We start from the raw sequence: 23545 nt of genomic DNA on the forward strand, positions 1-23545 counted from the left end.
CCGCCAACCCTGACGATAGTCATGGGCCGGTGCACAATGGGGGGACAACAACTAGAAAAAGGCTACGGACCGTGAAAGACAAAGAACAGATCGTCGAAAACTGGCTGCCGCGCTACACCGGCGTGCCCCTGGACCAGTTCGGCCAGCACGTCCTGCTGACCAATTTCGGCGGTTATCTGCATACCTTCGCCCGCCTGACCGGCGCCGAAGTGGTCGGCCTGGACCGGCCGATGCCCAGCGCCACCGCCGACGGCATCACCATGATCAATTTCGGCATGGGCAGCCCCAACGCGGCGACCATGATGGACCTGCTGTCGGCGATCATGCCGCAGGCGGTGTTGTTCCTGGGCAAGTGCGGCGGCCTCAAGCGCAAGAACGAACTCGGCGATCTGGTGCTGCCGATTGCGGCGATCCGCGGCGAGGGCACGTCCAACGACTACCTGCTGCCGGAAGTGCCGGCGCTGCCGGCGTTCGCATTGCAGCGCGCGGTGTCGACCATGATCCGCGACCTGGGCCACGACTATTGGACCGGCACGGTGTACACCACCAACCGCCGCGTCTGGGAACACGACGAGGCGTTCAAGGAGCGCCTGCGCGCGATGCGCTGCATGGCGATCGACATGGAGACGGCGACGATCTTCGCCGCGGGCTTCGCCAACCGCATTCCCTGCGGCGCGCTGCTGCTGGTATCGGACCAGCCGATGATTCCGGAAGGCGTAAAGACCGAGGCGTCGGACGCCAAGGTCAGCGCGGACTATGTGGACAACCACATCAACGTCGGTATCGAGGCGCTGAAGCTGATCCGCCGCCATGGCAAGTCGGTGCGGCATTTGCGGTTCGACGAGTAGTCGATCCATCGCCGCCTTAGGGTGCGGTGAGCCGCAGGCGAACCGCACCGTCGCGCTGCTTCGTATGTCGGAGAGCGTAAGAGCAAATCCCCCTCAATCCCCCTTTTTCAAAGGGGGAAGTAGGAGCCACCTGCGCGGGCGCTTCGGCGCTGCTCCCTCCTTTGGAAAGGAGGGTTGGGGAGGATTTGCTCTTTGCTTCGGCTGTCGACGCATGGGCCACAACGCTCTGCACGGCTGCCCACATTCAGCTAAACCGTTCAGAGAAAACCCTGAAAAACAGGGATTTTTACCTCGAATCTGCGACCCCGCGCACGCGACATCGCACCCCCTGAGACCCCCCGGACGCACACTGGCGCCCAGCTTAGGGATACTGCGATGGAACAGGTCATCTACCTCCTCACGGGCGCCGTGCTCACCTGGACGTTCTACTTCGTCCAGCGTCGGGTCGAGCGCCGCGCCACCGTCGATGCGATCGAGCGCGGGCAGAAACTGCTGGCGCTCAAGCAGGGGCTGGACGTCAGCAATACCAGCCTCGACGACCTGCGTCGTTTCGAAACGCGCCTGATCGGCAAGGCCGAGACGGCCGCGCGGCTGGCCGACAACTATTTCAGCAAGGCCGAGGAAGTCGCGCGCCAAAGCGACGACGACGGCGTCAGCCAGGACGACATGAACCGTCAGGCCATCGCCGAGTTCAATCAGGTCGATGCGCGTCTGGGCGGCCTGGTCGAACACCTGCGCCGCCAGCTCGACGGCGACGGCCGCGCCACGTTCGAGGAGGCGCACCGTGCCTGGCTGCTGTTCCGCGACCGCTATGCGCGCTTCATTTCGCAGTCGTACTCCACCGGCCCGATCCGTCCGCTGATTCATGCGGTGACCTTGGAGAGCATCACCACCGCCTGGATCACCGAGCTGGAAACCCAGCTGAGCGACGATGAGGCCTGACGCGCGCAACGCTGTGTTGACGCCGTTCGCGCAACGCGGGCGCAGGGGCTGCTAAGGTGCGGTCCCTGTACCGCTACGAGGCATCGCCGTGACCGAACCCGCCGCTCAGGACGTCGTCGATTTCTGGCGCGAAGCCGGTTATGTGCGCTGGTTCGAGCGCGACGACCGTTTCGATGCGCGTTGCCGCGAAGGATTCCTGGAGGCGCATTTCCGCGCCGCCTGCCGCCGGCACGAGGATTGGATGGGCCAGGGCGAGGTCGGTTCGCTGGCCTTGCTGATCCTGCTCGACCAGATCCCGCGTAACGTGTTCCGCGGCAGCGCCCACGCCTACGCCACCGACCCGCTGGCGCGTCTGTACGCGACCCAGGCGGTCGCGCGCGGCGACGATCAGCGTACCGAGGCCGGGCTGCGCGCGTTCTTCTATCTGCCGTTTGAGCATTCCGAATCGATGGACGATCAGCGGCGCTCGGTCGAGCTGCACCGCGGGCTGCCGACGACGGCGGACATGCCGGATCCCAGTCAATGGGCGGTGCAGCATCTGCAGATCATCGAGCGCTTCGGCCGCTTCCCGCATCGCAATCAGGCGTTGGGCCGGCAGAGCACGCCGGAAGAGCAAGCGTATCTGGACGGCGGTGGCTTCAAGGGCTGAGCTTGGACCGCCCGTGACCCGTTAGCGAAACCGCCTTGGGGTAGGAGCGGCGTGAGCCGCGACCGCGCACCTCCGGCCACGACGAAATCGCGGCTCACGCCGCTCCCACAGAAAGCAGCGGTCTCAGCCTTAGTAGCGGTTTGCCCCTGGTAGGAGCGACGTAAGCCGCGACCGCGCACCTCCGGCCACGACGAAATCGCGGCTCACGCAGTTCCTACCCCAAGGCCGAAGCGAAGCTGACACGGATACGGAAGCACAAGCTTTCTGTGGGAGCGACGTAAGTCGCGATCGCGCACCTCCGGCCACGACGAAATCGCGGCTTACGCCGCTCCCACAGAAAGCAGCGGTCTTAGCCTTAGTAGCGGTTTGCCGCTGGTAGGAGCGCCGTGAGCCGTGACCGCACACCTCCGGCCACGACGAAATCGCGGCTCACGCAGTTCCTACCCCAAGGCCGAAGCGAAGCTGACACGGATACGGAAGCACAAGCTTTCTGTGGGAGCGGCGTGAGCCGCGACCGCGCACCTCCGGCCACGACGAAATCGCGGCTTACGCCGCTCCCACAGAAAGCAGCGGTCTTAGCCTTAGTAGCGGTTTGCCGCTGGTAGGAGCGCCGTGAGCCGTGACCGCACACCTCCGGCCACGACGAAATCGCGGCTCACGCAGTTCCTACCCCAAGGCCGAAGCGAAGCTGACGCGGATACGGAAGCACAAGCTTTCTGTGGGAGCGACGTAAGTCGCGATCGCGCACCTCCGGCCACGACGAAATCGCGGCTTACGCCGCTCCCACAGAAAGCAGCGGTCTTAGCCTTAGTAGCGGTTTGCCGCTGGTAGGGGCGACGTAAGCCGCGACCGCGCACCTCCGGCCACGACGAAATCGCGGCTTACGCAGCTCCTACCCCAAGGCCGAAGCGAAGCTGACACGGATACGGAAGCACAAGCTTTCTGTGGGAGCGACGTAAGTCGCGATCGCGCATCTCCGGCCACGACGAAATCGCGGCTTACGCCGCTCCCACAGACGGCAGCGGCTTCCGGACGACCGCGGCTCGCGTCTATGTGGAGCGGACATCACCCAAACAAAAACGGCCGCGAGTTCGCGGCCGTTTTCATGGTCGCACTAGGCGATCAATACCGCGGGATCGACCCGTCCACATCCGCCCAGGCCTCGATGCCGCCCTCGACGTTGTAGATCTCGCGGAACCCGCGCTGGCGGAAATGCTCCGCCGCTTGCGCGCTGCGGCCGCCGTGGTGGCACAGGAACGCCAGCGGCGTCTCCTTCGGCAGGCCTTCCAGCGCTTCCAGGCCGGCGTCGAAGTGATCGAACGCCACATTGACCGATGCCAATGCACGCTCGTCGGCCGGGCGCACGTCGACCAGGCGCAGCGCGCCCTCGCGTACGCGCGACTGCGCGTCGGCCGGCGAAATCGCGCGCACGGTCGGCGGCGCGTTCGGGTTGGTGATCACCAGGCCACGGCCGCGCTCGTCGTCGGCCCAGTCGATGGACACGCCGTCGGCGCGACGGGCGTTGGCCCAGTCGGTCTGCACGCGCACGCCGTCGGTTTCCACCGCGACCGCGTTGTTGTCGATCGGCGCCAGCTGCAGGCGCACGTTGTGGCGCGCGTCCACTTCCAACTGCACCGCATAGCCGTCGCCGGCATTGGCGACCGCGTCGCGCAGCATCTGCGCGGCGGCCGGGCTGATGGTCAGCTTGGGCGGGCTGCGGTCGGGGGCCGGCAGGCCGAGCACGCCGTGCAGTTCGCCGCTGCCGGCCATCTGCTCGATGATGTCGCTGCCGCCGACCAACTGGCCGTCGATGTACAGCTGCGGGATGGTCGGCCATTCGCCGTACTGCTTGATGCCCTCGCGGATCTCCGGGTCGGACAGCACGTCGACGTGGGTGTAGCCCTGCGGCAGCAGCGCGTTGAGCGCACCGGACGCCTTGGCCGAGAAGCCGCATTGCGGCGCATTCGGCGCGCCCTTCATGAACAGCACGACGCGATTGGACTGAAGCAGGGTTTCGATGCGCGTGCGCAGCGCGGGGTCGAGGGACATGGGTAAACGCCGGACGTGAGGTATCGGCGACATGGGGGCGGGCCGGCCGGCCCGCAAGGCCCGGCCGGGGCTCCGCTAAGATGCCGCTCATGAGCGTGTCCATCGCCCCCCACCGCATCCCGCGCAGGCCCTGGGCCTGGGCCTGGGGTTTCGGCCTCTCGCAGTTGGCGGTGGCGGCGTTGTGGTGGGTCTGGGGCTGGCCGGTCGGCTTGGCGGCGCTGTTGTCGAGCCACACCCTGATGTTCTGGGCCACCCTGCGCCCGCAGTCGCGGCTGTTCAGCCCGGTGCTGTCGCGCCTGGACAGCGACGAGCGTGAGGTCTGGCTGACCATCGACGACGGCCCATCCGCGGAGACGCCGGCGATGCTGGACCTGCTGGACGCGCACGGGGCCAAGGCGACGTTCTTTCTGGTCGGCCTGCGTGCGCAGGCGCAGCCGGAGCTGGTGCGCGAGATCGCGCGGCGCGGGCACGGCATCGGCAACCACAGCCATTCGCATCCCTCGGCCTGGTTCTGGGCGCTGCCGCCGCGGCGCATGGCGGCGGAGATCGCGCAAGCGCAGGCCAGTCTGACCGCATTGGCGGGTCGCCCGCCGCGTTGGTTCCGCGCCGTGGTCGGCATGGCCAATCCCTTCGTTGCGCCGGCGCTGCAGCGCCATGGCCTGGCCCGCGTGGCCTGGTCGGCGCGCGGCTTCGACGCGGTGGCGTCCGATCCGCAACGGGTGCTGGCGCGCATCGAACGCGACCTGGCCCCCGGCGCGATCGTGCTGATGCACGAGGGCGCGGGGCATGGGCGCAATGTCGAGACGATGCGCTTGCTGTTGGAACGGCTGGATGAGCTGGGCTATCGCTGCATCGTCCCCGAGCCGGGCTAACACGCGCTGCCGTCGCCGAGTCGTGGCGAAACTGCTTTGAGGTAGCAGCAACGCGGGTCGCGACCGCGCCGCTTCGGGCACGACGCATCGCGGCTCACGCCGCTCCCACAGAACGCAGGGGCCGCGGACGTGTCGGGCCGAGAAAGTCGGTCGAGCGCGACGCATCAGCGCCCAGCGCGCCGCCTACTCCGGCTTCATCGCCACGATCCGCCAATTGTTGAACGGCGTCTTGCCGAACAAGGGCGTGAACTCCACCGCCAATCCGGCCTCGCGCAAACGCGCGCGCAGCGCGTCGCCGTTGGGGTAATAGCGCGGCATCGCGTTCATCCAGCCCACCGCGCGCGAAAACAGATCGGTCACGCGGGTGACGCGCGCGCGGCCGGTGCCGTCGTCCAGGCCGGTGCGGATCACCAGGCGCGCGCCCGGGGTCAGCATCGCGATCATCGCGTCGATGGCGCGCGCCTGGGCCGGGAACGGGATGAACTGCAGCACGTCCAGGATCACCACGCTGCCGCGGTGCTCGGGCACTTCGCGCGACAGGTCGACGGTATCGAAGCGCGCCTCGTTCAAACCCGCACGCGCGGCCGCGCGCGCGGCACGGCGGATCTTGCCGGCGTCGCTGTCGACGCCGCGATAGGGCAGGGCGATGCCGTCGGCGTGCAGGGTGTGCGCCAGCAGGCCCAGGCCGCAGCCCAGGTCCAGCAGCGGCGCGCGGCTGCCGCGCAAGGCCGCGCTGACGCCCGGGTACAGCGGGTCGCTGCCGAGCTTGGCGCGGCTGTAGTAGTAGTCCCAACGGTTGCCGAGCGGGTGCTCGGGCAAGAATGCGCGCGCGATCTGCAGCGCCTGTCCGTTGGCCATCGCTTGTGCCGCTTCGCTCATCGTGCCTGGTTCGCTCCGCTTGCGGTCGGTCCGCGATCGCAGTGTCGCATTGCTGTCGGCCGCGATGGAAATCGCGGCGGCTTGCGCCTCAGCGCGCGTCGCCGGCGAGCAGGCGCCTGGCCACCGGCAGCGCCAGTCGCGTCCACTGCGTGTACATCGCGGCCGAGGGGTGCAGGCCGTCCTCGGCCAGCATCGCCGACTGTGCGCCCAGTTCGCGCGAGACCGGCGTGATGTCGACCCAGGCCACGCCCTGGTCCACGCAGATCGTGCGCGCGGCGTCGTTGAAGGCGTCGATCTCGGCGCCGATGGCGGCGCTGCCGCGCGCGTCGCGCTGGCCGAACGCGGTTACGCCCCAGTCGGGGATCGACATCGCCAGCACGCGCTGCGGGCGCCCGCCGGCGTAGCCGATCGCGCGCTTGAGCAGATCGCGGTACTCGCCGATGTAGTTGGCCACGCTGCGCGAGCGGTACTGGTTGTTGACGCCGATCAGCAGGCTGACCAACTCCCAGCGGCCGAGCGGCTCGGCCGCGTCCAGCGCCCAGTTGAGCTCGTCGGTGGTCCAGCCGGTGGTGGCGATGATGCGCGGCCAGGCCAGCGTCGCGCCCTCGTCGCGCAGGGCGCGGGCCAGTTGCACCGGCCAGCGACCGGCTTCCTCGACCGCTTCGCCGATGGTGTAGCTGTCGCCCAGCGCGAGGTAGGGCTGCAACGGCAGCGGCACGGCCATGGCGCGGCTCAGGCGACGGCGGCGCGACTGGTTTCGGCCGCGCGTTCGGCGTGGCGGTCCAGCACGCGCTCGATGCGCTTGAACACTTCGCGCACGTCGTCCGGCTGCGGCAGCAGGGTCACGCGGAAGTGATTGCGGTAGGGCACGTTGAAGCTGGAGCCCGGCACCACCAGCACGTCCTCGGTTTCCAGCAGTTCCAGCGCGAACTTGTGATCGTCGAAACCCTGCGCCGCCGCGCCGACCACCGCCGGGAACGCGTACAGAGCGCCGGCCGGGGCGACCAGTTCCAGATGCTTGCTGGCGGCCACGGCGTCCATCACCGCGCGACGCGCCTCGTACAGGCGCCCGCCCGGCGCGCACAACGGCGCGATAGTGTCCTCGCCGTGCAGCGCGGCGTCGATGGCGAACTGGCCCGGCACGTTGGCGCACAGGCGCAGCGCGCCCAGCAGGTCCATCGCGTGGTGGAAGTCGCCGCTGGCGACCGGGTCGCCCGACAGCACCGCCCAACCCACGCGCCAGCCGCAGGCGCGGTGGACCTTGGACAGGCCGCCGAAGCTCAGGCAGGGCAGGTCGCCGGCGATCGGCGCCACCGGCACGAACTGCGCGCCGTCGTAGAGGATGGAGTCGTAGATCTCGTCGCACATCAGCAGCAGCTTGTGGCGCGCGGCGATGGCGACGATCTTCTCGATCAGCTCGCGCGGATACGCGGCGCCGGTCGGGTTGTTGGGGTTGATCAGCACGATCGCGCGGGTGCGGCTGGAGATCAGCGCCTCGATCTCATCCGGGTCCGGCAGGAAGCCGTTCTCGGGCTGACAGCGGTAGTACACCGGACGGCCGTCGTTGAGGATGGTCGCGGCCGACCACAGCGGGTAGTCGGGCGAGGGCAGCAGCACTTCGTCGCCGGGATTGAGCAGCGCGCGCAGGCTGAGGTCGATCAGTTCGCTGACGCCGTTGCCGACGAACACGCGCTCGGGCGAGGCGTTGGGCGTGCCGCGCTGCTTATGGAACGCGGCGATGGCTTCGCGCGCGGCCGGCAGGCCTTGCTGATGGGTGTAGGGATCGGTGTCGGCGATGCGCTCGGCGATCGCGCGCTGCAGATGCTCCGGGGCGCGGAAACCGAACGCGCCGGGATTGCCGATGTTGAGCTTGATCTGCTTGCGACCCTGGGCCTCGAGTTCGCGGGCGCGCCGGGCGAGTTCGCCGCGGATTTCGTAACGGACTTCGGACAGGCGTTCGCGGGTCTTCAAAGGGGGCAGGGACATTGCGGGGGCAAGTGTTTTGAGCGGAATACCCGCCAGACTAGCCGAATCCGTGCCCCGAAACAGCCGCCGCGGCGTGCCTGCGACGGTGCGTTTGTGCGCCGCGTTCCGGTCCCGGCGCGCGGGCTCGCCCGCGATCGGGCGACCTGCGGCGCGGCGGGCCGCGTCGGGCTATGTAGAATTCGGCCATGCACAGCCCGCCCGCCCAGTCTTGACCCCCGACCTCGCCGCGTTGCTGGCGATCGGCTGGCCCCTGCCGCTCGGGGAGTCGCTGCCGACCGAACCCAGCTGGCGCGAGGCCTTGGCGGCCCATCCCCAGGCCCGCCCCGCACGCGTGATCGAGCAGCACCGCAGCGGGTATGTGGTGGCCGACGCGCCTGAAACCGGTTTCCCGGTCGAGTCCCTGCCGGAGTGGCAGCGCCCGCGCTTCCCGCCCGAACAGCGCCCCGGCGTGGGCGACTGGGTGCTGATCGAGGGCGCGGCCGGCGGTAACCGCAAGATCGTCGCCCTGCTGCCGCGCCGCACCGCCATCAAGCGCGGCGCCGCCGGCGAGCACTACAAGCAGCAGCTGATCGCCGCCAACGTCGATACCGTCTTCATCGTCTGCGGCCTGGACGCCGACTTCAATCCGCGCCGCATCGAGCGCTACCTGCTGCTGGTCGGCGGCGGCGCCGAGCCGGTGATCGTGCTGACCAAGTCCGACCTGGCCGAGGCCGCCGACCCGGAAACCTTGCCCGAGGCCATGGCCACCTTGATCGAGCTGGCCGCGCAGAAGATCGCCGTGCGCGCGGTCAACGCCAAGGATCCGGACTCGGTCGCCGCGCTCAACCCCTGGCTGCTGCCGGGCCGCACCGCGGTGCTGGTGGGCTCGTCCGGCGCCGGCAAGTCCACGCTGACCAACACCCTGCTCGGCATCGAGCGCATGAAGACCGGCGCGGTGCGCGCCAGCGACGACCGCGGCCGCCACACCACCACGCACCGCGCGCTGATCCCCTTGCCGTCCGGCGCCTGCCTGATCGACACCCCGGGCATGCGCGAGCTCAAGCCCACCGGCGAGGAAGACGTCGCCGAGAACTTCAGCGACGTCGAGGCGCTGGCCGAGCAGTGCAAGTTCCGCGACTGCTCGCACGCGCGCGAACCCGGCTGCGCGGTGCGCGCGGCGATCGAGGGCGGCAAGCTCGACCCGCAGCGTTTCGCCAATTATCTGAAGCTGCGCGACGAGGTCGCCGGCGCGGCCAACAAGCTGGCCAACCGGCGCGCGCAGAAATCGCAGGAGAAGGTGCTGGGCAAGGCCTTGAACAAGCGGTTGGACGAAAAGTACGGGAAGCATTAGCGGGTGGAACGGTTACGGCGGAGAAGCAAATCCCCCCTAGCCCCCCTTTTTCAAAGGGGGGAACAGCAGACCCGTCGTTGCACCCATGCCTGCCAGCTTTTGATGTTCCCCCCTTTGAAAAAGGGGGGCAGGGGGGATTTGCTTTTGATCTCACGTAGGAGCGCCACCCCATGAGCGCCCACCCCTACGAACTCCCCGCCGACATCCAGCGCCACGCGCTGCTGGACGCGCGCATGGTGCGCGCCGCGCGCGAGATCAAACTGCTGACCCTGGCCAGCTGGCCGGCCGGTTTGGAAGTGCAGTTCCTGGCCGACTACGCGCGCGGCACCGCCACGTTGCCGCAGATCGCCTACCCGAAACTCGATTTCACCGACGTGCGCCGCGAACTGGCCGCGGTGGCCGCCGAGTCCGACCCCGACCACCCGCTGGGCCAGTACCTCAGCGAGTCCGCGCACAGCTGGGGCATCGCCGCCGAACTGCTGGAGGCGCTGGGCAGCACGCGCGTGACCGCGCTGTCGATCGACCTGTTCGGCAAGCCCGACGAGGCGCTGCCCGGCCACGGCCCCAGCACGCGCGAAGCCGCGCGGCATTTCATTTCCATCGCCGACGAGCTCGACCACGAGCTGATGTCGCCGGCCGAAACCGTGAAGATCTCCGCCACCGCGCTGCACCTACAACTACAGCGCGACCTGGACGACTACTTCGACGGCCGCGTGATCGAGGTGATGCTGGACCCGGACCTGATCGCCAAGGCCGCCGCCGGCGCCACCCGCATCCGCCTGCGCAGCGGCGCCGCCTTCAGCGACTACGACCGCGACCAGCTGTTGCAGCACGAGGCCTTCGTGCATTCGCTCACCGCGCTCAACGGCCGCGAGCAGCACGTGCTGCCCAGCCTGGCGCTGTCCTCGCCGCGCGCCACCGCCACCCAGGAAGGCCTGGCCACCTTCGCCGAGCAGATCACCGGCAGCATCGACATCGGCCGGATGAAGCGGCTGAGCCTGCGCATCGAGGCGGTGGCGATGGCGCTGGACGGCGCCGACTTCATCCAGGTGTTCCGCTACTTCCTCGACGCGGGACAATCGCAGGAGGACAGCTTCGCCTCGGCGCAGCGCGTGTTCCGCGGCGTGCCCACGCAGGGCGGCGCGGCGTTCACCAAGGACACCGTGTACCTGCGCGGCCTGGTCGGCGTGCACACTTTCTTCCGCTGGGCGCTGCGCAGCGGCAAGCTGCATCTGTGCCGTTGGCTGTTCGCCGGCAAGATGACCCTGGCCGACGTGCAACGCTTCGAGCCGCTGTTCCAGGACGGCGTGATCAAACCGCCGCGCTGGATGCCGCCGTGGATCCAGCGCGCAAACGGCCTGGCCGGCATGCTGGCGTTCTCGCTGTTCGCCAACCGCATCCGCCTGGACAGCATCGCCGACACCGGCAGCGCGCCGGAGGTATGAGCCGCCGTAGGATGCGGTGAGCCAAAGGCGAACCGCATCATCGCGCCGATCCGGGCTTGCGCGACGATGCGCTTATCGCCGCATCCTACGTATTGCCCGGGCCTTCTGTAGGAGCGGCGTCCCAAAGGGATTTCCTTCGGTCATGAGCCGCGACGCATTTCCATCGCGCCGCGCACCCCAGGCTCGCGAGCCTCGCTCGCGAGCGCCACGCAGTCGCTCAACGCAGCGGCTTGAGCGACCCATCGCGCTGAATCTCATAATCCGGCGCCTCGTTCGCGGCCACCAGCTGCACCCGATCCCCGATCTCGACACCGTCATAGCTTGGAATATCGTGCGACAAGCGCTCGTAGATCCAAGCCTGACCCGCATCGGCGATCGACAACCGCACCGGTGCCCCGCCCGCGCGCTGCACCGCCTGCGCCATCGCCGGCGAATACACCGCCTGGATCGTGCCGACCTCGTGCATGCGCCGCATCACGTTGACGCCGTGCCACACGCTCAACAACGCCGCCACGATCAGCACGATCCGGCCCCAACGCTGCATCCGCGGCCATGCTGCCGCGCATACCGCCGCGGTTGCCGCGGCATAGCCGTAACCGTATTGGTTGGCCGATTCGGCCAGGATCATCACCGGGCCCAGCGCCGCGGTGCCGGCCAGCAGCCAGCCCAGGCACCAGCGCGCGCCGACCCGCCACAGCGCCGCCGCCGTGGCCAACCACACCAGGATCGCCAGCCAGACCCGGCCGTCGCCCAGGCCGCGCGACAGCGTGCCGGCGATCGCCATCTTGGTCGCGATCGGCGGGTACAGCTGATACTCCAGCCAACGCTCGGGAATGAAGGCCAGGCTCCAACCGTAGTTGACGGCCTCGCGCGGCGAGAACAACAGCACGCCCACGCGCAGCGCCAGATAGACCGCCACCGGCACGCCCGCCACCAGCGCCGCGATCAGCCACTCGCGGCGTCGGCCCAGGAACAGCCAGGCCAGGCCCAGCAAGGCCGGGATCACGATGCCGGCTTCCTTGGCCAGCAAGGCCAGCGCGGTCAGCACGAAGATCGCCGCCCAGCTGACGGCACCCGGCCGCTCGCGCTGCGCCAGTAGGGCCGACAGCAGGGCGCAGCCGACCCAGATCAGGTCGGCCAGGGTGCCGACCCAGCCGTGGGTGAGGGCGGCGAACGGGCCCAACGCGAACACCAGCGCCGCGCCGAACGCCGGCCCGGCGGCCACGCCGAAGCGGTGCAGCAGCACCGCCAGCATCGCCGCATTGAGCCCGCCCAGGCCCACCATCAGCGCATGGAAGGCCAACGGCCGCGCGAACAGATGCTCCGACAGCCACAGCCACACGGAGAACGTCAGCGGCCGGTACTGGAACGACTGCGCGTCCGTCCACAGGTAATCGCGGAAATGCCAGCCCGGGTGCTGGGCGGCGTACGCGGCCCATTGCAGCTCGTCGTGGCTGTAATAGCCGGGGTTCAACACCAGCAAGGCCTGCGCCAGCAGCACGCTGGCCAGGACCGCCAGCGGCAGGGTCCAATGCGGCCAGGACCGCGGGGGGGATGGGTTCATGGCGCCTCCGGTCGCGCATTGTGTCCGCTGGTCGCGCGCAAGGCCATACGCAGGCGTCAGCGACGGTTGCGGGAATGCGGCTAGAATCAACGGCCCGCGTCCGTGGCCCTAAACACCGATGTCCGACAACTTGCCGACCAGCAACGATCTCAAGCAGTCCGCGCTCGACTATCACCGCCTGAGCCCGCCCGGCAAGATCAAGGTCACCGCGACCAAGCCGATGGTGACCCAGCGCGACCTGGCCCTGGCCTACTCGCCGGGCGTGGCCTACGCCTGCGAGGCCATCGTCGAAGACCCCAACACCGCCAGCGAGCTCACCGCGCGCGGCAACCTGGTGGCGGTGATCAGCAACGGCACCGCCGTGCTCGGCCTGGGCGACATCGGCCCGCTGGCCGGCAAGCCGGTGATGGAAGGCAAGGGCGTGCTGTTCCAGAAGTTCGCCGGCATCGACGTGTTCGACATCGAAATCGACGAGCGCGACCCGGACAAGCTGGTCGACATCATCGCCTCGCTGGAACCCACCTTCGGCGGCATCAACCTCGAAGACATCAAGGCCCCGGAGTGCTTCATCGTCGAGCGCAAGCTGCGCGAGCGCATGAAGATTCCGGTGTTCCACGACGACCAGCACGGCACCGCCATCATCGTCGGTTCCGCCGTGCTCAACGCGCTGGAAATCGTCGGCAAGAACATCGCCGAGGTGAAGCTGGCCACCAGCGGCGCCGGCGCGGCCGGCATCGCCTGCCTGGACATGCTGGTCGCCCTGGGCATGAAGCCGGAGAACATCCTGGCCGTGGACCGCGACGGCGTGCTCTACACCGGCCGCGGCAAGATGGACCCGGACAAGGAGCGCTACGCGCGCGACACCGACAAGCGCACCCTGGCCGACATCGTCGCCGGCGCCGACGTGTTCCTGGGCCTGTCGGCCGGCGGCGTGCTCAAGGCCGAGATGGTCGCCACCATGGCGGACAAGCCCATCATCCTGGCGCTGGCCAATCCCTATCCGGAAATCCTGCCCGAAGACGCCAAGGCGGTTCGCCCGGACTGCATCATCGCCACCGGCCGTTCGGACTACCCGAACCAGGTCAACAACGCGCTGTGCTTCCCCTACATCTTCCGCGGCGCGCTGGACGTGGGCGCCACGGTCATCAACGAAGAGATGAAGCTGGCCTGCGTGCGCGCGATCGCCGCGCTGGCGCGCATGGAATCGTCCGACCTGGGCGGCGCCTACGGCGGCGAAGTGCCCACCTTCGGCTCCGAATACCTGATCCCGCGCCCGTTCGACCCGCGCCTGCTGGTGATGCTGGCCCCGGCCGTGGCCAAGGCCGCGATGGACTCCGGCGTGGCCGCGCGTCCGATCGCCGACATGGATGCGTACGAGGAAAAGCTCAGCCAGTACATCTACCGCACCGGCCTGCTGATGAAGCCGGTCTACGACCGCGCCCGCGCCGACCGCAAGCGCGTGGTCTACGCCGAGGGCGAGGAAGAGACCGTGCTGCGCGCCGTGCAGACGGTGATCGACGAAGAGCTGGCCACGCCGATCCTGATCGGCCGCCCCGACGTCATCCAGACCCGCATCGAGCGCCTGGGCCTGCGCATGCGTGAAGGCGTGGACTTCGAGTTGACCAACATCAACGACGATCCGCGCTTCAACGAGTACTGGCAGCAGTACCACGCCCTGACCGAACGCCGTGGCGTCAGCCCGGCGGCGGCCAAGAACCTGCTGCGCTCGCGTCCCACGCTGATCGCCGCGCTGATGGTCGAGCGCGGCGAAGCCGACGCCATGATCTCGGGCCTGGTCGGCCGCTTCCACAAGAAGCTGGGCTACATGCGCAGCATCTTCGACTTCGACCCAGGCGTGTCCGGCACGTCCGCCATGACCGGCGTGATCAACGACCAGGGCGCGTGGTTCTTCCTCGACACCCACGTGCAGGTCGACCCCACCGCCGAGCAGATCGCCGAAGCCACCTTGCAGGCGACGTACCGCCTCAAGCTGTTCGGCATCGAGCCCAAGGTGGCGCTGCTGTCGCACTCCAACTACGGCAGCCACGACAATCCGTCGGCGGCGAAGATGCGCAAGGTGCGGCAGATCGTCCGCCAGCGCATGCCCAAGCTGGAGATGGACGGCGAAATGCAGGCCGACACCGCCTGGGACGACCTGCTGCGCAAGCGCATCTTCCCCAACGCCACCCTGCACGGCCGCGCCAACCTGTTCGTGCTGCCGAATCTGGACGCGGCCAACATCACTTACAACATGGTGCGCGTGATGACCGACGGCGTCGCCATCGGCCCGATCCTGATGGGCCTGGACAAGCCGGCGCACATCCTCACCCCGGCCTCCACCCCGCGCCGCGTGGTCAACATGACCGCCATCGCCGCGGTAGACGCGCAGATCCGCGCGGCGCGCACCAGCGCGCCGTAAGCGGCATCGCTATCGGCCGTCGGCCCCAGCCGGCGGCCGACGATTCCCAACGAACAACGCGATCAGCCTTGGGGTAAGAGCGACGTAAGTCGCGACCGCGTCACGTCGACCGCGACGAAAATCGCGGCTCGCGCCGCTCCGACCCCAATATCAGCGCCCCCGGCTTCCTGTGGGAGCGACGCAAGCCGCGACCGCGCCACTTCGGCCACCCGCGCAGGTCGTGGCTCAAGCCACTCCTGCCCAAAAATCAGCGCCCCCGGCTTTCTGTGGGAGCGACGTAAGTCGCGATCGCGCCACTTCGGCCATCCGCGCAAGTCGTGGCTCAAGCCACTCCTGCCCAAAAATCAGCACCCCCGGCTTTCTGTGGGAGCGGCGTAAGTCGCGATCGCGCCACTTCGGCCGCCCGCGCAAATCGCGGCTCAAGCCACTCCTGCCCAAAAATCAGCGCCCCCGGCTTCCTGTGGGAGCGACGTAAGTCGCGATCGCGCCACTTCGGCCGCCCGCGCAAATCGCGGCTCAAGCCACTCCTGCCCAAAAATCAGCGCCCCCGGCTTCCTGTGGGAGCGACGTAAGTCGCGATTGCGCCACTTCGGCCACGACGAAATCGCGGCCCACGCCGCTCCCACACAAATCATCCGTCGCTCACGCCGCAGCCAACACCTCGGGCATCCACCGCGCCGCAAATTCCCGCAGCACCCTTACCTTCGCCGACCGCCGCAGATCCGGATGCGTCACGAACCACAGCTGCGTGCGCACCTCCGCCAGCGGCGCCGACAAGCGCTTCAACCCCTTGGCCTCATCGGCGAAATAGCAAGGCAGCAACGCCCGCCCCAATCCCGCCTGACACGCCGCCAACGCCGCCGGCAGCGAATTCACCCGCATCGCGATGCGCGAATCCGGCACCTGCTGCTGCAGCCAGCGCGCCGACGACAAATGCGCCAGCGACTCGTCGAACCCGACCCACTCGCCCTCCGGCACCGGCCGACGATCGCGCTCGCCGCGCGCCGCATATGCCGCCGTCGGAATATCCGCCAACCGCTTCGCCGACAACCCCGTCGGCGGCCCCTCGCTGGCGCGCAACGCCACGTCCGCATCGCGCTGCTGCAGGCTGGAAAACGCATTGGCCACGATCAGATCGCAGCGCAGCGCCGGATGCGCCTGGCGAAAATCCGCGCACAACCGCGCCGCCACCGCCGCCAGCGTGTCCGGAATCGTGATGCGGATCAGCCCCTCGGCGCGCGCATCCTGCCCCGCCAACTGCCGCGACAAATGCTCCGCATCGGCCAGCATGCGCTGCGCCGCCGCCATCACCAGCTCGCCCGCCTCCGTCGGCGTGTAGCCGCGCCGGCTGCGCCGGAACAACACCGCGCCGGCGCGCGCCTCGATCGCGGCCAAGCGCCGGAACGCCGCCGAGTGGTCCACCTCCAGCAAGCGCACCGCACCGCTGAGGCTGCCGCTGGCGCCGATCGCGCGCACCAGCTCCAGATCCTCCAGGGACAACCGATCGTGTCGCATCTGCAAGCAATCCTTGTCGTGGCGCCGGTACTCGCGGCGCGGCTCTGCGCGCAGGGTAACGGCTCCCGTTCCCCCTACGCATCGGACCTACGCCATGAAGCTCTACTACACCCCCGGCACCTGCTCCTTCGCCGCCCATATCGTCCTGCGCGAACTCGGCCTGCCGGTCGAACTGCAACGCGTGCGCATCGGCCCCAACCCCAGCGTCGTCGCCGACGGCCGCGACTTCCGCGAACTCAGCCCGCTGGGCTATGTGCCCGTGTTGCAGCTCGACGACGACCGCCTGCTGCGCGAAGGCGTCGCCATCCTCAGCCACCTCGGCCGCTTGGACCCCAGCGGCCGCCTCGCCCCCGAAGCGCGCCGCGACGACCTGCTCGGCTGGCTCACCTACATCGCCACCGAATTGCACAAAACCTACAGCCCCTGGCTGTTCCACCCCGAGTACGGCGATCAGCCCGGCACCGTCGCCCGCCAGCGCCTGCAGCCGCGCCTGGCCCTGGTCGACCGCCACCTGGCCACGCAGCCGTACCTGCTGGGCGCGGACTTCAGCATCGCCGACGCCTACCTGTTCACCATCGCCGACTGGTCGCGCGCGCTGAAGCTGCCGCTGGACGACACCCCGCACCTGGCGGCCTACCTCGAGCGCATCCGCGCGCGTCCCAGCGTGACCGAAGCGCTGCAAGCCGAGCGCGCACCGCAGGCGCAGGCGGTGGCATGAAACCCACCACCGCCTGGCTGCTGCTGATCGCCGCCGGCCTCATCGACGTCGCCTGGGCGGCGTCGATGAAGCTGTCCCAGGGCTACACCCGCCCCGGCTGGACCGTCGCCTCGCTGATCGCCCTGGCCGCCTTCGTCTACCTGCTGGGCCGCGCCCTCACCGCCTTGCCCGTGGGCAGCGCCTACGCCGTGTGGACCGGCATCGGCGCGGCCGGCACCGTGCTGCTGGGCGCCGCCGTCTTCGGCGAAACCCTCAACCCCTGGCGCCTGGGCGGCGTGGCGATGATCGTCGCCGGCATCGTGCTGCTGCACCGCGCGCCGGCGTAGCCGCCCGCTTGGGATTTCCCGCAGTGCGGTGCAATCGCGGCTCACGCCGCTCCCACAGAAAGCAGAGCGCCTCTTTGAGAAAGCAGAGCGCCTCTTTGCTCTCTGTGGGAGCGGCGTAAGCCGCGATTTCTCCAGTCCAAGCCGCATCCCAACACCGAAGAACCTGCCATCGCGCCGCTTCTACGCTCTCTGTGGGAGTGGCGTAAGCCGCGATTTCTCCAATCCAAGCCGTATCTCAATATCGAAGAAGCTGCCCTCGCGCTGCTTCTAGCTCTCTGTGGGAGCGGCGTAAGCCGCGATTACTCCCCAGCCCAAACCGCACCCCAATATCGGTAATCTCGCACCCGCCGCACCAATCCTGCGCGCACTGGATTCATCACCACATACCGCGCTGCATCCAGCACGGACTCTTCATAGCGCAACGCCCGGTCGTGATACCCAGCGGCCCAAACCACCAGCCCCGGCGCCGTTTCCCGCACCCGCCGCGACGTATTCGCCTTCAACCGCCGAATCAAATCCGGCAAGGTCTCCCAAGGCCCCAACTCCACCAGGCCATGCCAGTGGTCGGGCATCAATGCCCAGGCCAGCAAGCGTGAGCGTGCCCATAACCGAAGGTCCAGCAGCGCATCGGTCGCCGCTGCCGACAATGCGTCATCGGCAAACACTGGCCGACGCCGATCGGTAGTGAACGTCACCAGATACACCCGCCCCTTTTCCGAGCGGCGGCCAAGGCGCAATGCGTGGGAACGAGGGCGGGTGGCGGACGGGCAGGGCATGGGGCCTAGCGTGTCGCGACCTAAGCAGCCCATCTGTCAGTCGACCCGCCGTGGCAGCGTCGGATTTTGCCGCGGCGTCGGGTGCCGATCGCGGCTCACGCCGCTCCCACAGAAAGCCGTGGCAGCCCTAGCGTAGGCGGCGGCCTGCCCTAGGGAGTGGCGCCAGCCGCGATAAGCCCCCAACCACGCCAACCCGGTCATCCACCCCTAGCTAAAACGTACTATCCCACCCCTTTCACCCCCTCAAGCAAGCCGCCCCCCGCCCCCCGTTTGTTAGACTCCAAACTCTAAACCTCCGCCCCCACTCAGAGGCGCGGCCACGGGGCCGCGAGATCGATGAACCAGCCGCTTGCCAGCTCCCTGCACGACCTGCTCCAGAACGACCCGGACCCCACCGAAACCCAGGAATGGGTCGAATCCGTCCAGGCCGTCATCGCCCGCGACGGCGCCGAACGCGCCCATCAGTTGCTCGAAGGCATGGTCGAGGTGACCCGCCGCGCCGGCGCCCACCTGCCGTTCCAGCCCACCACCGAATACATCAACACCATCCCGCCGCACCTGGAGGCCAAAAGCCCCGGCGACGCCGCGATGGAATGGCGCATCCGCTCGCTGATCCGCTGGAACGCTATGGCCATGGTCGTGCGCGCCAACCGCAAGCCCGGCGACCTGGGCGGCCACATCGCCAGCTTCGCCTCGGCGGCCACCCTGTACGACGTGGGCTTCAACCACTTCTGGCGCGCCCCCTCCGCCGACCACCCCGGCGACCTCATCGGCGTGCAGGGCCACAGCTCGCCCGGCATCTACGCGCGCTCCTTCCTGGAAGGCCGCATCAGCGAATCGCAGATCGACCACTTCCGCATGGAAGTCGACGGCCGCGGCGTCAGCTCCTACCCGCACCCCTGGCTGATGCCGGACTACTGGCAGATCCCCACCGTCTCCATGGGCCTGGGCCCGATCAGCGCCATCTACCAGGCCCGCAACTGGAAGTACCTGGAAGGCCGCGGCCTGATGCCCAAGTCCGACCGCAAGGTCTGGGCCTTCCTGGGCGACGGCGAAACCGACGAACCCGAATCCCTGGGCGCCATCTCCGTCGCCGGCCGCGAAGGCCTCGACAACCTGGTCTTCGTCATCAACTGCAACCTGCAGCGCCTGGACGGCCCCGTCCGTGGCAACGGCAAGATCATCCAGGAACTGGAAGGCCAGTTCCGCGGCGCCGGCTGGAACGTCATCAAGAACATCTGGGGCAGCTACTGGGATCCGCTGCTCGCGCGCGACACCACCGGTCGCTTGCGCCAGTTGATGATGGAAACCGTCGACGGCGAATACCAGAACTGCAAAGCCTTCGGCGGCAAGTACACCCGCGACAACTTCTTCGGCAAATACCCCGAAACCGCCGCCCTGGTCGCCAACCTGTCCGACGACGACATCTGGCGCCTCAACCGCGGCGGCCACGACCCGCACAAGGTCTACGCCGCGTATCACGAAGCCGTGAACACCAAGGGCATGCCCACCGTCATCCTGGCCAAGACGGTCAAGGGCTACGGCATGGGCGCCTCGGGCGAGTCGCTCAACCCGACCCACGGCACCAAGAAGATGGACGACGAAGCCGTCCGTCTGTTCCGCGACCGCTTCAACATCCCCGTCAGCGACGACCAGCTCAAGGACGGCGCCGTCCCCTTCTTCCACCCCGGCGACAAATCCCCGGAAGTGGAATACATGCACGAGCGCCGCAAGACCCTGGGCGGCTACCTCCCGCAGCGCCGCCGCAAGGCCAGCACCTCGCTGGAAGTGCCCAAGCTGGAAGCCTACGACCGCCTGCTCAAGAGCACCGGCGAGCGCGAAATCAGCACCACCATGTCCTTCGTGCAGGCCCTCAACATCGCCCTGCGCGACAAGCAGGTCGGCCCGCGCCTGGTGCCCATCGTCGCCGACGAAGCCCGCACCTTCGGCATGGAAGGCCTGTTCCGTCAGCTCGGCATCTACGCCCCGCACGGCCAGAAGTACAAGCCGGTCGACCGCGACCAGCTGATGTACTACCGCGAAGACACCACCGGCCAGGTCCTGGAAGAAGGCATCACCGAAGCCGGCGCGTTCGCGTCCTGGCTGGCGGCCGCCACCAGCTACAGCACCAACGACCTGCAGATGCTGCCGCTGTACATCTACTACTCCATGTTCGGCTTCCAGCGCATCGGCGACAGCGCCTGGCAGGCGGCGGACATGCGCGCGCGCGGCTTCCTGCTGGGCGCCACCGCCGGCCGCACCACCCTCAACGGCGAAGGCCTGCAGCACGAAGACGGCCACAGCATGGTCCAGGCCGGCCTGATCCCGAACTGCCGCAGCTACGACCCCACCTTCAGCTACGAGGTCGTCACCCTGCTGCAGCACGGCATGCAGCGCATGCTGACCGAACAACAGGATGAGTACTGGTACCTCACCCTGATGAACGAAAACTACACCCACCCGGACATGCCCGAGGGCAGCGCCGAGGGGATCATCAAGGGCATGTACCTGCTCACCGACGCCGGCAAACCCAAGAAGGGCGAACTGCGCGTGCAACTGCTGGGCAGCGGCACCATCCTGCGCGAAGCCATCGCCGCCGCCGAGCTATTGGACAAGGACTTCGGCGTCACCGCCGACATCTGGTCCTGCCCCAGCTTCAACGAACTCGCCCGCGACGCCACCGACTGCGAACGCTGGAACCGCTTCAACCCCGAGGCCAAGACGCCGCGTAAGCCCTACATCACCCAGCTGCTGGAAGGCCGCCAGGGCCCGGCGATCGCCGCCACCGACTACATTCGTGTGTATCCGGAGCAGGTGCGGGCTTACGTGCCGATGCGCTACACCGTGCTGGGCACCGACGGCTTCGGCCGCAGCGACACCCGCGCCAACCTGCGCCGCCACTTCGAAGTCGACCGCTACTACATCGCCCACGCGGCCATCGCGGCGTTGGCGGCGGAAGGCAAGATGACGGGGAAGGATGTGGCGCGGGCGATCAAGCAGTACAAGATTGATAGTGAGAAGCCGAATCCGATTGGGGTTTAATCAATATGGACAAGAAGGGCAGCCTACAAGGCTGCCCTTCTTGTTTGTGCTTGTTTGTGGGGCGTACAACGGATGCATTTAGGAGTGCAGGGGGCACTCAAGCATGGATCAAGATCAGCGGAAGGAATATCGCGACTACGCATGGAACTATTTTTCTGTCCACGCCGCTCAACGGATGAGCGTCTTCCAGTTCTTCATCACTCTTGCGACGGCAATAATTGGTGGTGCGGTGCTGATTGCGGGCAGTGCCGATGATCGAAAATGGGCGGCGCTGCTGTTCTTAGCGCTGCCATTCCTGTCGTTCATCTTCTGGCGTTTGGATTTACGAACAAGCTCGCTCGTTAAGAATGCGGAGGATGCGCTTAAGTTTCTCGATAGCGAGGTCGCATTCCGTCTCAAGAATGGGCTCCCCCCAGAGCTCGCGTTGTTCGCAAGAGACGACACGATAGTTGCTGATAAGGCTGAGGCAAGGCTATTGCGCGGGCACTTCTCCTACAGTCGGAGCTTTCGTTACGTGTTCGTTGCGGTCGCACTGCTTGGAATCGTAGGCGCTTCTGTTGTCCTAATTTCTCCAATGCCTCGGAGCAAGAAAGAGAGGAGTGACGTGATAACGGTTGTCGCGTGTCATGAGCCCCATGCTTCGAAGGGGGCGCTGTCGAGATCGATCGAAGAGAGTGGGCGAACTAGGATCGAATTGGACAGTGGTGTTCCGTTCACCATTAGTGCAAATCAGGCTGTGGGGTTGGACAGCACAGTTAAGGAGGACGAGCGTGATGACGCCAAGTGATCTACGTGAAAAGTATGCGGTGTTCAACGCAGTTGGCGGCGGAATAGAATCCCTGCTATGGGAAACGGCAGGTGAGTTTGTATGTAACAGGCTGATTGGGATCGAGAATGATCACCTGTCGAAGGTTCAGCTGAATCAGCTTCTCGGGTTCAAAGAAGAAAGGGCCGTATCTGACGACTTCTTCAAGTATTACTGGATCGATGAGCCTGACCTTCCTTATAAGCTACTGAGCATCCCGGGCTATGACACTTCGTATAAGAACTACGAGAACATCAAGTCAATAGAGCAGTTCTTCTATGGCCTGGCACGGATCTTTGTAGATGGGCTTCTTCACTTTGGGAATGTGCGCCAGTTCTATCGTCAGTACTGCAGCAAGGCCCGCTCAGATATTGACGCTCTAGTGAGATCGCAGATGTTTAACACGGATGTAATTAAGCAGAGAGGTCCGTCTCTGCCGCTCAAGGCGATACCAAAGGACGATAGATACCTAATCTCAGAAATGGCCTGCAAATCCTACGGGGACGCCCCTGCGACGGCTGGTGATCTTAAGGACGCATTGCTCGATGCATGGAAAGATCATGCTGAGAGAGGTGGCGGCCGGGTCGCCGTCAAGACATTGATCGCCGGAGGAATGGGGCACACTCAGCAACAGCAAAGAATGTTTGAGTTCTCTGCGGATGACATCTTGGAGACAAGTGTGTCTTCGGAGACTGAGCTGAGCGCCCTCTATTCGAGGGTTGCAGAGAAGTTCATTTCGGCAAGAGATGCCGCCTTGGAGAACACCAAGCTCTATTTGTCGCTAGTGAATGATCTAGATGTATATGTGGCGACGAGCATGAGAACACGGTCCGACTTCAGGAGCATGGCAGACCAATGCTCAGAGATATTTGGAGATGAGAAGGTCAAGGATCTGCACCTTCGCTACTTTGACCCGACACTAAGCGCTGCTGACGGGCACCAGGACAAGGGATTAATTGAGTGTCTAATGGTCAAATGCGCAAAGGTGCTTGTGTACTGTGCGGGAGAGAAGGAGAGCTACGGAAAGGATGCAGAGGCTGCGATGGCGCTGAGCTTGGGTAAGCCAGTGATCTTTCTCTGCAATGAGCAGACGCGCATGGAGTTCTATAAGGAAATTCACCCGCTCTCACGGCTTATTAATTTCAGCACGGGTGTGGCTGTCGGAGCGATCGTCACGTCCAGTGCGAAGCAAGTTTCGGAATTGCTTGATCGAATCTTCGAAAATGAAATGGAATACGAACTTATTCAACCATTGGGTCGGCAAGGGTATTTACAGCTGCGCGAGAGAATGTCTGGGTCGATTGTGCGAATACAAACCAACAACTCTCTTCTGTCAGAAGCATTCTGGAACTACTACAGAAGTAATAACTAAACGCCAGG

At 66.8% G+C, this 23545-nt stretch carries 19 protein-coding genes; 12 read left to right on the forward strand and 7 right to left on the reverse strand.

The window, feature by feature from the left end:
- The first annotated feature begins 71 nt into the window (after positions 1-71).
- The 3 genes from LVB77_RS03535 (at position 72) to LVB77_RS03545 (ending at position 2439) form a co-directional block, all read left to right on the forward strand.
- Positions 72-848, forward strand: coding sequence for an AMP nucleosidase (locus LVB77_RS03535; RefSeq protein ID WP_232908833.1), 777 nt, complete (start codon positions 72-74; stop codon positions 846-848).
- Between the two features lie 375 nt (positions 849-1223).
- Entirely contained in the window at positions 1224-1790 is a 567-nt protein-coding gene (locus LVB77_RS03540) for a lysozyme inhibitor LprI family protein (RefSeq protein ID WP_232908834.1), read from the forward strand.
- Positions 1791-1878: 88 nt separating this feature from the next.
- Complete coding sequence (locus tag LVB77_RS03545) at positions 1879-2439, forward strand: DUF924 family protein (protein ID WP_232908835.1); 561 nt, start codon at positions 1879-1881, stop codon at positions 2437-2439.
- A 1122-nt stretch (positions 2440-3561) separates the two neighbouring features.
- On the opposite strand, the gene grxD is transcribed toward LVB77_RS03545, so the two are convergent.
- Positions 3562-4488 (reverse strand): Grx4 family monothiol glutaredoxin, encoded by a 927-nt coding sequence (grxD, locus tag LVB77_RS03550; protein ID WP_232908836.1) that lies wholly within the window; start codon positions 4486-4488, stop codon positions 3562-3564.
- An 89-nt stretch (positions 4489-4577) separates the two neighbouring features.
- Between grxD and LVB77_RS03555 the strand changes: the two genes are divergently transcribed.
- Positions 4578-5360 carry a polysaccharide deacetylase family protein gene (locus tag LVB77_RS03555; protein WP_232908837.1) on the forward strand — a complete coding sequence of 261 codons (783 nt, stop codon included), beginning with the start codon at positions 4578-4580 and terminating at the stop codon, positions 5358-5360.
- A gap of 183 nt (positions 5361-5543) precedes the next feature.
- On the opposite strand, the gene LVB77_RS03560 is transcribed toward LVB77_RS03555, so the two are convergent.
- The 3 genes from LVB77_RS03560 to LVB77_RS03570 form a co-directional block, all read right to left on the reverse strand.
- Positions 5544-6218, reverse strand: coding sequence for a methyltransferase domain-containing protein (locus LVB77_RS03560; RefSeq protein ID WP_232910147.1), 675 nt, complete (start codon positions 6216-6218; stop codon positions 5544-5546).
- 109 nt (positions 6219-6327) lie between these two features.
- On the reverse strand, positions 6328-6963 hold the full coding sequence (locus tag LVB77_RS03565; RefSeq protein ID WP_232908838.1) for a GDSL-type esterase/lipase family protein: 636 nt from the start codon (positions 6961-6963) through the stop codon (positions 6328-6330).
- Positions 6964-6971: 8 nt separating this feature from the next.
- On the reverse strand, positions 6972-8225 hold the full coding sequence (locus tag LVB77_RS03570) for a pyridoxal phosphate-dependent aminotransferase (protein ID WP_232908839.1): 1254 nt from the start codon (positions 8223-8225) through the stop codon (positions 6972-6974).
- A gap of 208 nt (positions 8226-8433) precedes the next feature.
- Here LVB77_RS03570 and rsgA point away from each other — a divergent pair, with 208 nt between their 5' ends.
- Entirely contained in the window at positions 8434-9555 is a 1122-nt protein-coding gene (gene rsgA, locus LVB77_RS03575) for a ribosome small subunit-dependent GTPase A (protein WP_232908840.1), read from the forward strand.
- A 170-nt stretch (positions 9556-9725) separates the two neighbouring features.
- The gene (locus LVB77_RS03580) at positions 9726-11000 is read left to right on the forward strand and encodes a flavohemoglobin expression-modulating QEGLA motif protein (RefSeq protein ID WP_232908841.1); all 1275 of its coding nucleotides are present in this window, start codon (positions 9726-9728) and stop codon (positions 10998-11000) included.
- Between the two features lie 217 nt (positions 11001-11217).
- Here LVB77_RS03580 and LVB77_RS03585 read toward each other — a convergent pair whose 3' ends face one another.
- Positions 11218-12564, reverse strand: a complete 1347-nt coding sequence (locus LVB77_RS03585) for a hypothetical protein (protein ID WP_232908842.1) — start codon at positions 12562-12564, stop codon at positions 11218-11220.
- Positions 12565-12682: 118 nt separating this feature from the next.
- Between LVB77_RS03585 and LVB77_RS03590 the strand changes: the two genes are divergently transcribed.
- Positions 12683-14983: an NADP-dependent malic enzyme gene (locus LVB77_RS03590; RefSeq protein WP_232908843.1), complete on the forward strand. Its 2301-nt coding sequence runs from the start codon at positions 12683-12685 to the stop codon at positions 14981-14983.
- 642 nt (positions 14984-15625) lie between these two features.
- Here the strand turns inward: LVB77_RS03590 and LVB77_RS03595 are convergent.
- Positions 15626-16459: a LysR family transcriptional regulator gene (locus LVB77_RS03595; protein ID WP_232908844.1), complete on the reverse strand. Its 834-nt coding sequence runs from the start codon at positions 16457-16459 to the stop codon at positions 15626-15628.
- 133 nt (positions 16460-16592) lie between these two features.
- Here LVB77_RS03595 and LVB77_RS03600 point away from each other — a divergent pair, with 133 nt between their 5' ends.
- Both LVB77_RS03600 and LVB77_RS03605 read left to right on the forward strand, forming a co-directional pair.
- Entirely contained in the window at positions 16593-17216 is a 624-nt protein-coding gene (locus LVB77_RS03600) for a glutathione binding-like protein (protein WP_232908845.1), read from the forward strand.
- The gene (locus LVB77_RS03605; RefSeq protein WP_232908846.1) at positions 17213-17542 is read left to right on the forward strand and encodes a multidrug efflux SMR transporter; all 330 of its coding nucleotides are present in this window, start codon (positions 17213-17215) and stop codon (positions 17540-17542) included. Before LVB77_RS03600 ends, LVB77_RS03605 begins: the two co-directional genes overlap by 4 nt.
- Before the next feature lie 299 nt (positions 17543-17841).
- Here LVB77_RS03605 and LVB77_RS03610 read toward each other — a convergent pair whose 3' ends face one another.
- Positions 17842-18237, reverse strand: a complete 396-nt coding sequence (locus tag LVB77_RS03610; RefSeq protein ID WP_232908847.1) for a transposase — start codon at positions 18235-18237, stop codon at positions 17842-17844.
- A 417-nt stretch (positions 18238-18654) separates the two neighbouring features.
- On the opposite strand from LVB77_RS03610, the gene aceE reads away from it, so the two are divergent.
- The 3 genes from aceE to LVB77_RS03625 all read left to right on the forward strand — a co-directional run bounded on the left by aceE (position 18655) and on the right by LVB77_RS03625 (position 23537).
- The gene (gene aceE, locus LVB77_RS03615; RefSeq protein ID WP_232908848.1) at positions 18655-21360 is read left to right on the forward strand and encodes a pyruvate dehydrogenase (acetyl-transferring), homodimeric type; all 2706 of its coding nucleotides are present in this window, start codon (positions 18655-18657) and stop codon (positions 21358-21360) included.
- Positions 21361-21463: 103 nt separating this feature from the next.
- The gene (locus tag LVB77_RS03620; protein ID WP_232908849.1) at positions 21464-22147 is read left to right on the forward strand and encodes a hypothetical protein; all 684 of its coding nucleotides are present in this window, start codon (positions 21464-21466) and stop codon (positions 22145-22147) included.
- Positions 22134-23537 (forward strand): hypothetical protein, encoded by a 1404-nt coding sequence (locus LVB77_RS03625; RefSeq protein ID WP_232908850.1) that lies wholly within the window; start codon positions 22134-22136, stop codon positions 23535-23537. The genes LVB77_RS03620 and LVB77_RS03625 overlap by 14 nt, the downstream gene beginning before the upstream one ends.
- The last annotated feature ends 8 nt before the right edge of the window (positions 23538-23545 follow it).

It is taken from the genome of Lysobacter sp. 5GHs7-4 (genome assembly GCF_021284765.1).
In the GTDB taxonomy this organism is placed as follows: Bacteria; Pseudomonadota; Gammaproteobacteria; order Xanthomonadales; family Xanthomonadaceae; genus Lysobacter.

Bases quoted from the DNA above. Each gene is read 5' to 3' on its own strand.
- LVB77_RS03540 (WP_232908834.1), top strand. From the start codon at position 1,224: ATGGAACAGGTCATCTACCTCCTCACGGGCGCCGTGCTCACCTGGACG.
- grxD (WP_232908836.1), bottom strand. From the start codon at position 4,488: ATGTCCCTCGACCCCGCGCTGCGCACGCGCATCGAAACCCTGCTTCAG.
- LVB77_RS03555 (WP_232908837.1), top strand. From the start codon at position 4,578: ATGAGCGTGTCCATCGCCCCCCACCGCATCCCGCGCAGGCCCTGGGCC.
- LVB77_RS03560 (WP_232910147.1), bottom strand. From the start codon at position 6,218: ATGGCCAACGGACAGGCGCTGCAGATCGCGCGCGCATTCTTGCCCGAG.
- LVB77_RS03565 (WP_232908838.1), bottom strand. From the start codon at position 6,963: ATGGCCGTGCCGCTGCCGTTGCAGCCCTACCTCGCGCTGGGCGACAGC.
- LVB77_RS03570 (WP_232908839.1), bottom strand. From the start codon at position 8,225: ATGTCCCTGCCCCCTTTGAAGACCCGCGAACGCCTGTCCGAAGTCCGT.
- LVB77_RS03580 (WP_232908841.1), top strand. From the start codon at position 9,726: ATGAGCGCCCACCCCTACGAACTCCCCGCCGACATCCAGCGCCACGCG.
- LVB77_RS03585 (WP_232908842.1), bottom strand. From the start codon at position 12,564: ATGAACCCATCCCCCCCGCGGTCCTGGCCGCATTGGACCCTGCCGCTG.
- LVB77_RS03590 (WP_232908843.1), top strand. From the start codon at position 12,683: ATGTCCGACAACTTGCCGACCAGCAACGATCTCAAGCAGTCCGCGCTC.
- LVB77_RS03600 (WP_232908845.1), top strand. From the start codon at position 16,593: ATGAAGCTCTACTACACCCCCGGCACCTGCTCCTTCGCCGCCCATATC.
- LVB77_RS03605 (WP_232908846.1), top strand. From the start codon at position 17,213: ATGAAACCCACCACCGCCTGGCTGCTGCTGATCGCCGCCGGCCTCATC.
- aceE (WP_232908848.1), top strand. From the start codon at position 18,655: ATGAACCAGCCGCTTGCCAGCTCCCTGCACGACCTGCTCCAGAACGAC.
- LVB77_RS03620 (WP_232908849.1), top strand. From the start codon at position 21,464: ATGGATCAAGATCAGCGGAAGGAATATCGCGACTACGCATGGAACTAT.
- LVB77_RS03625 (WP_232908850.1), top strand. From the start codon at position 22,134: ATGACGCCAAGTGATCTACGTGAAAAGTATGCGGTGTTCAACGCAGTT.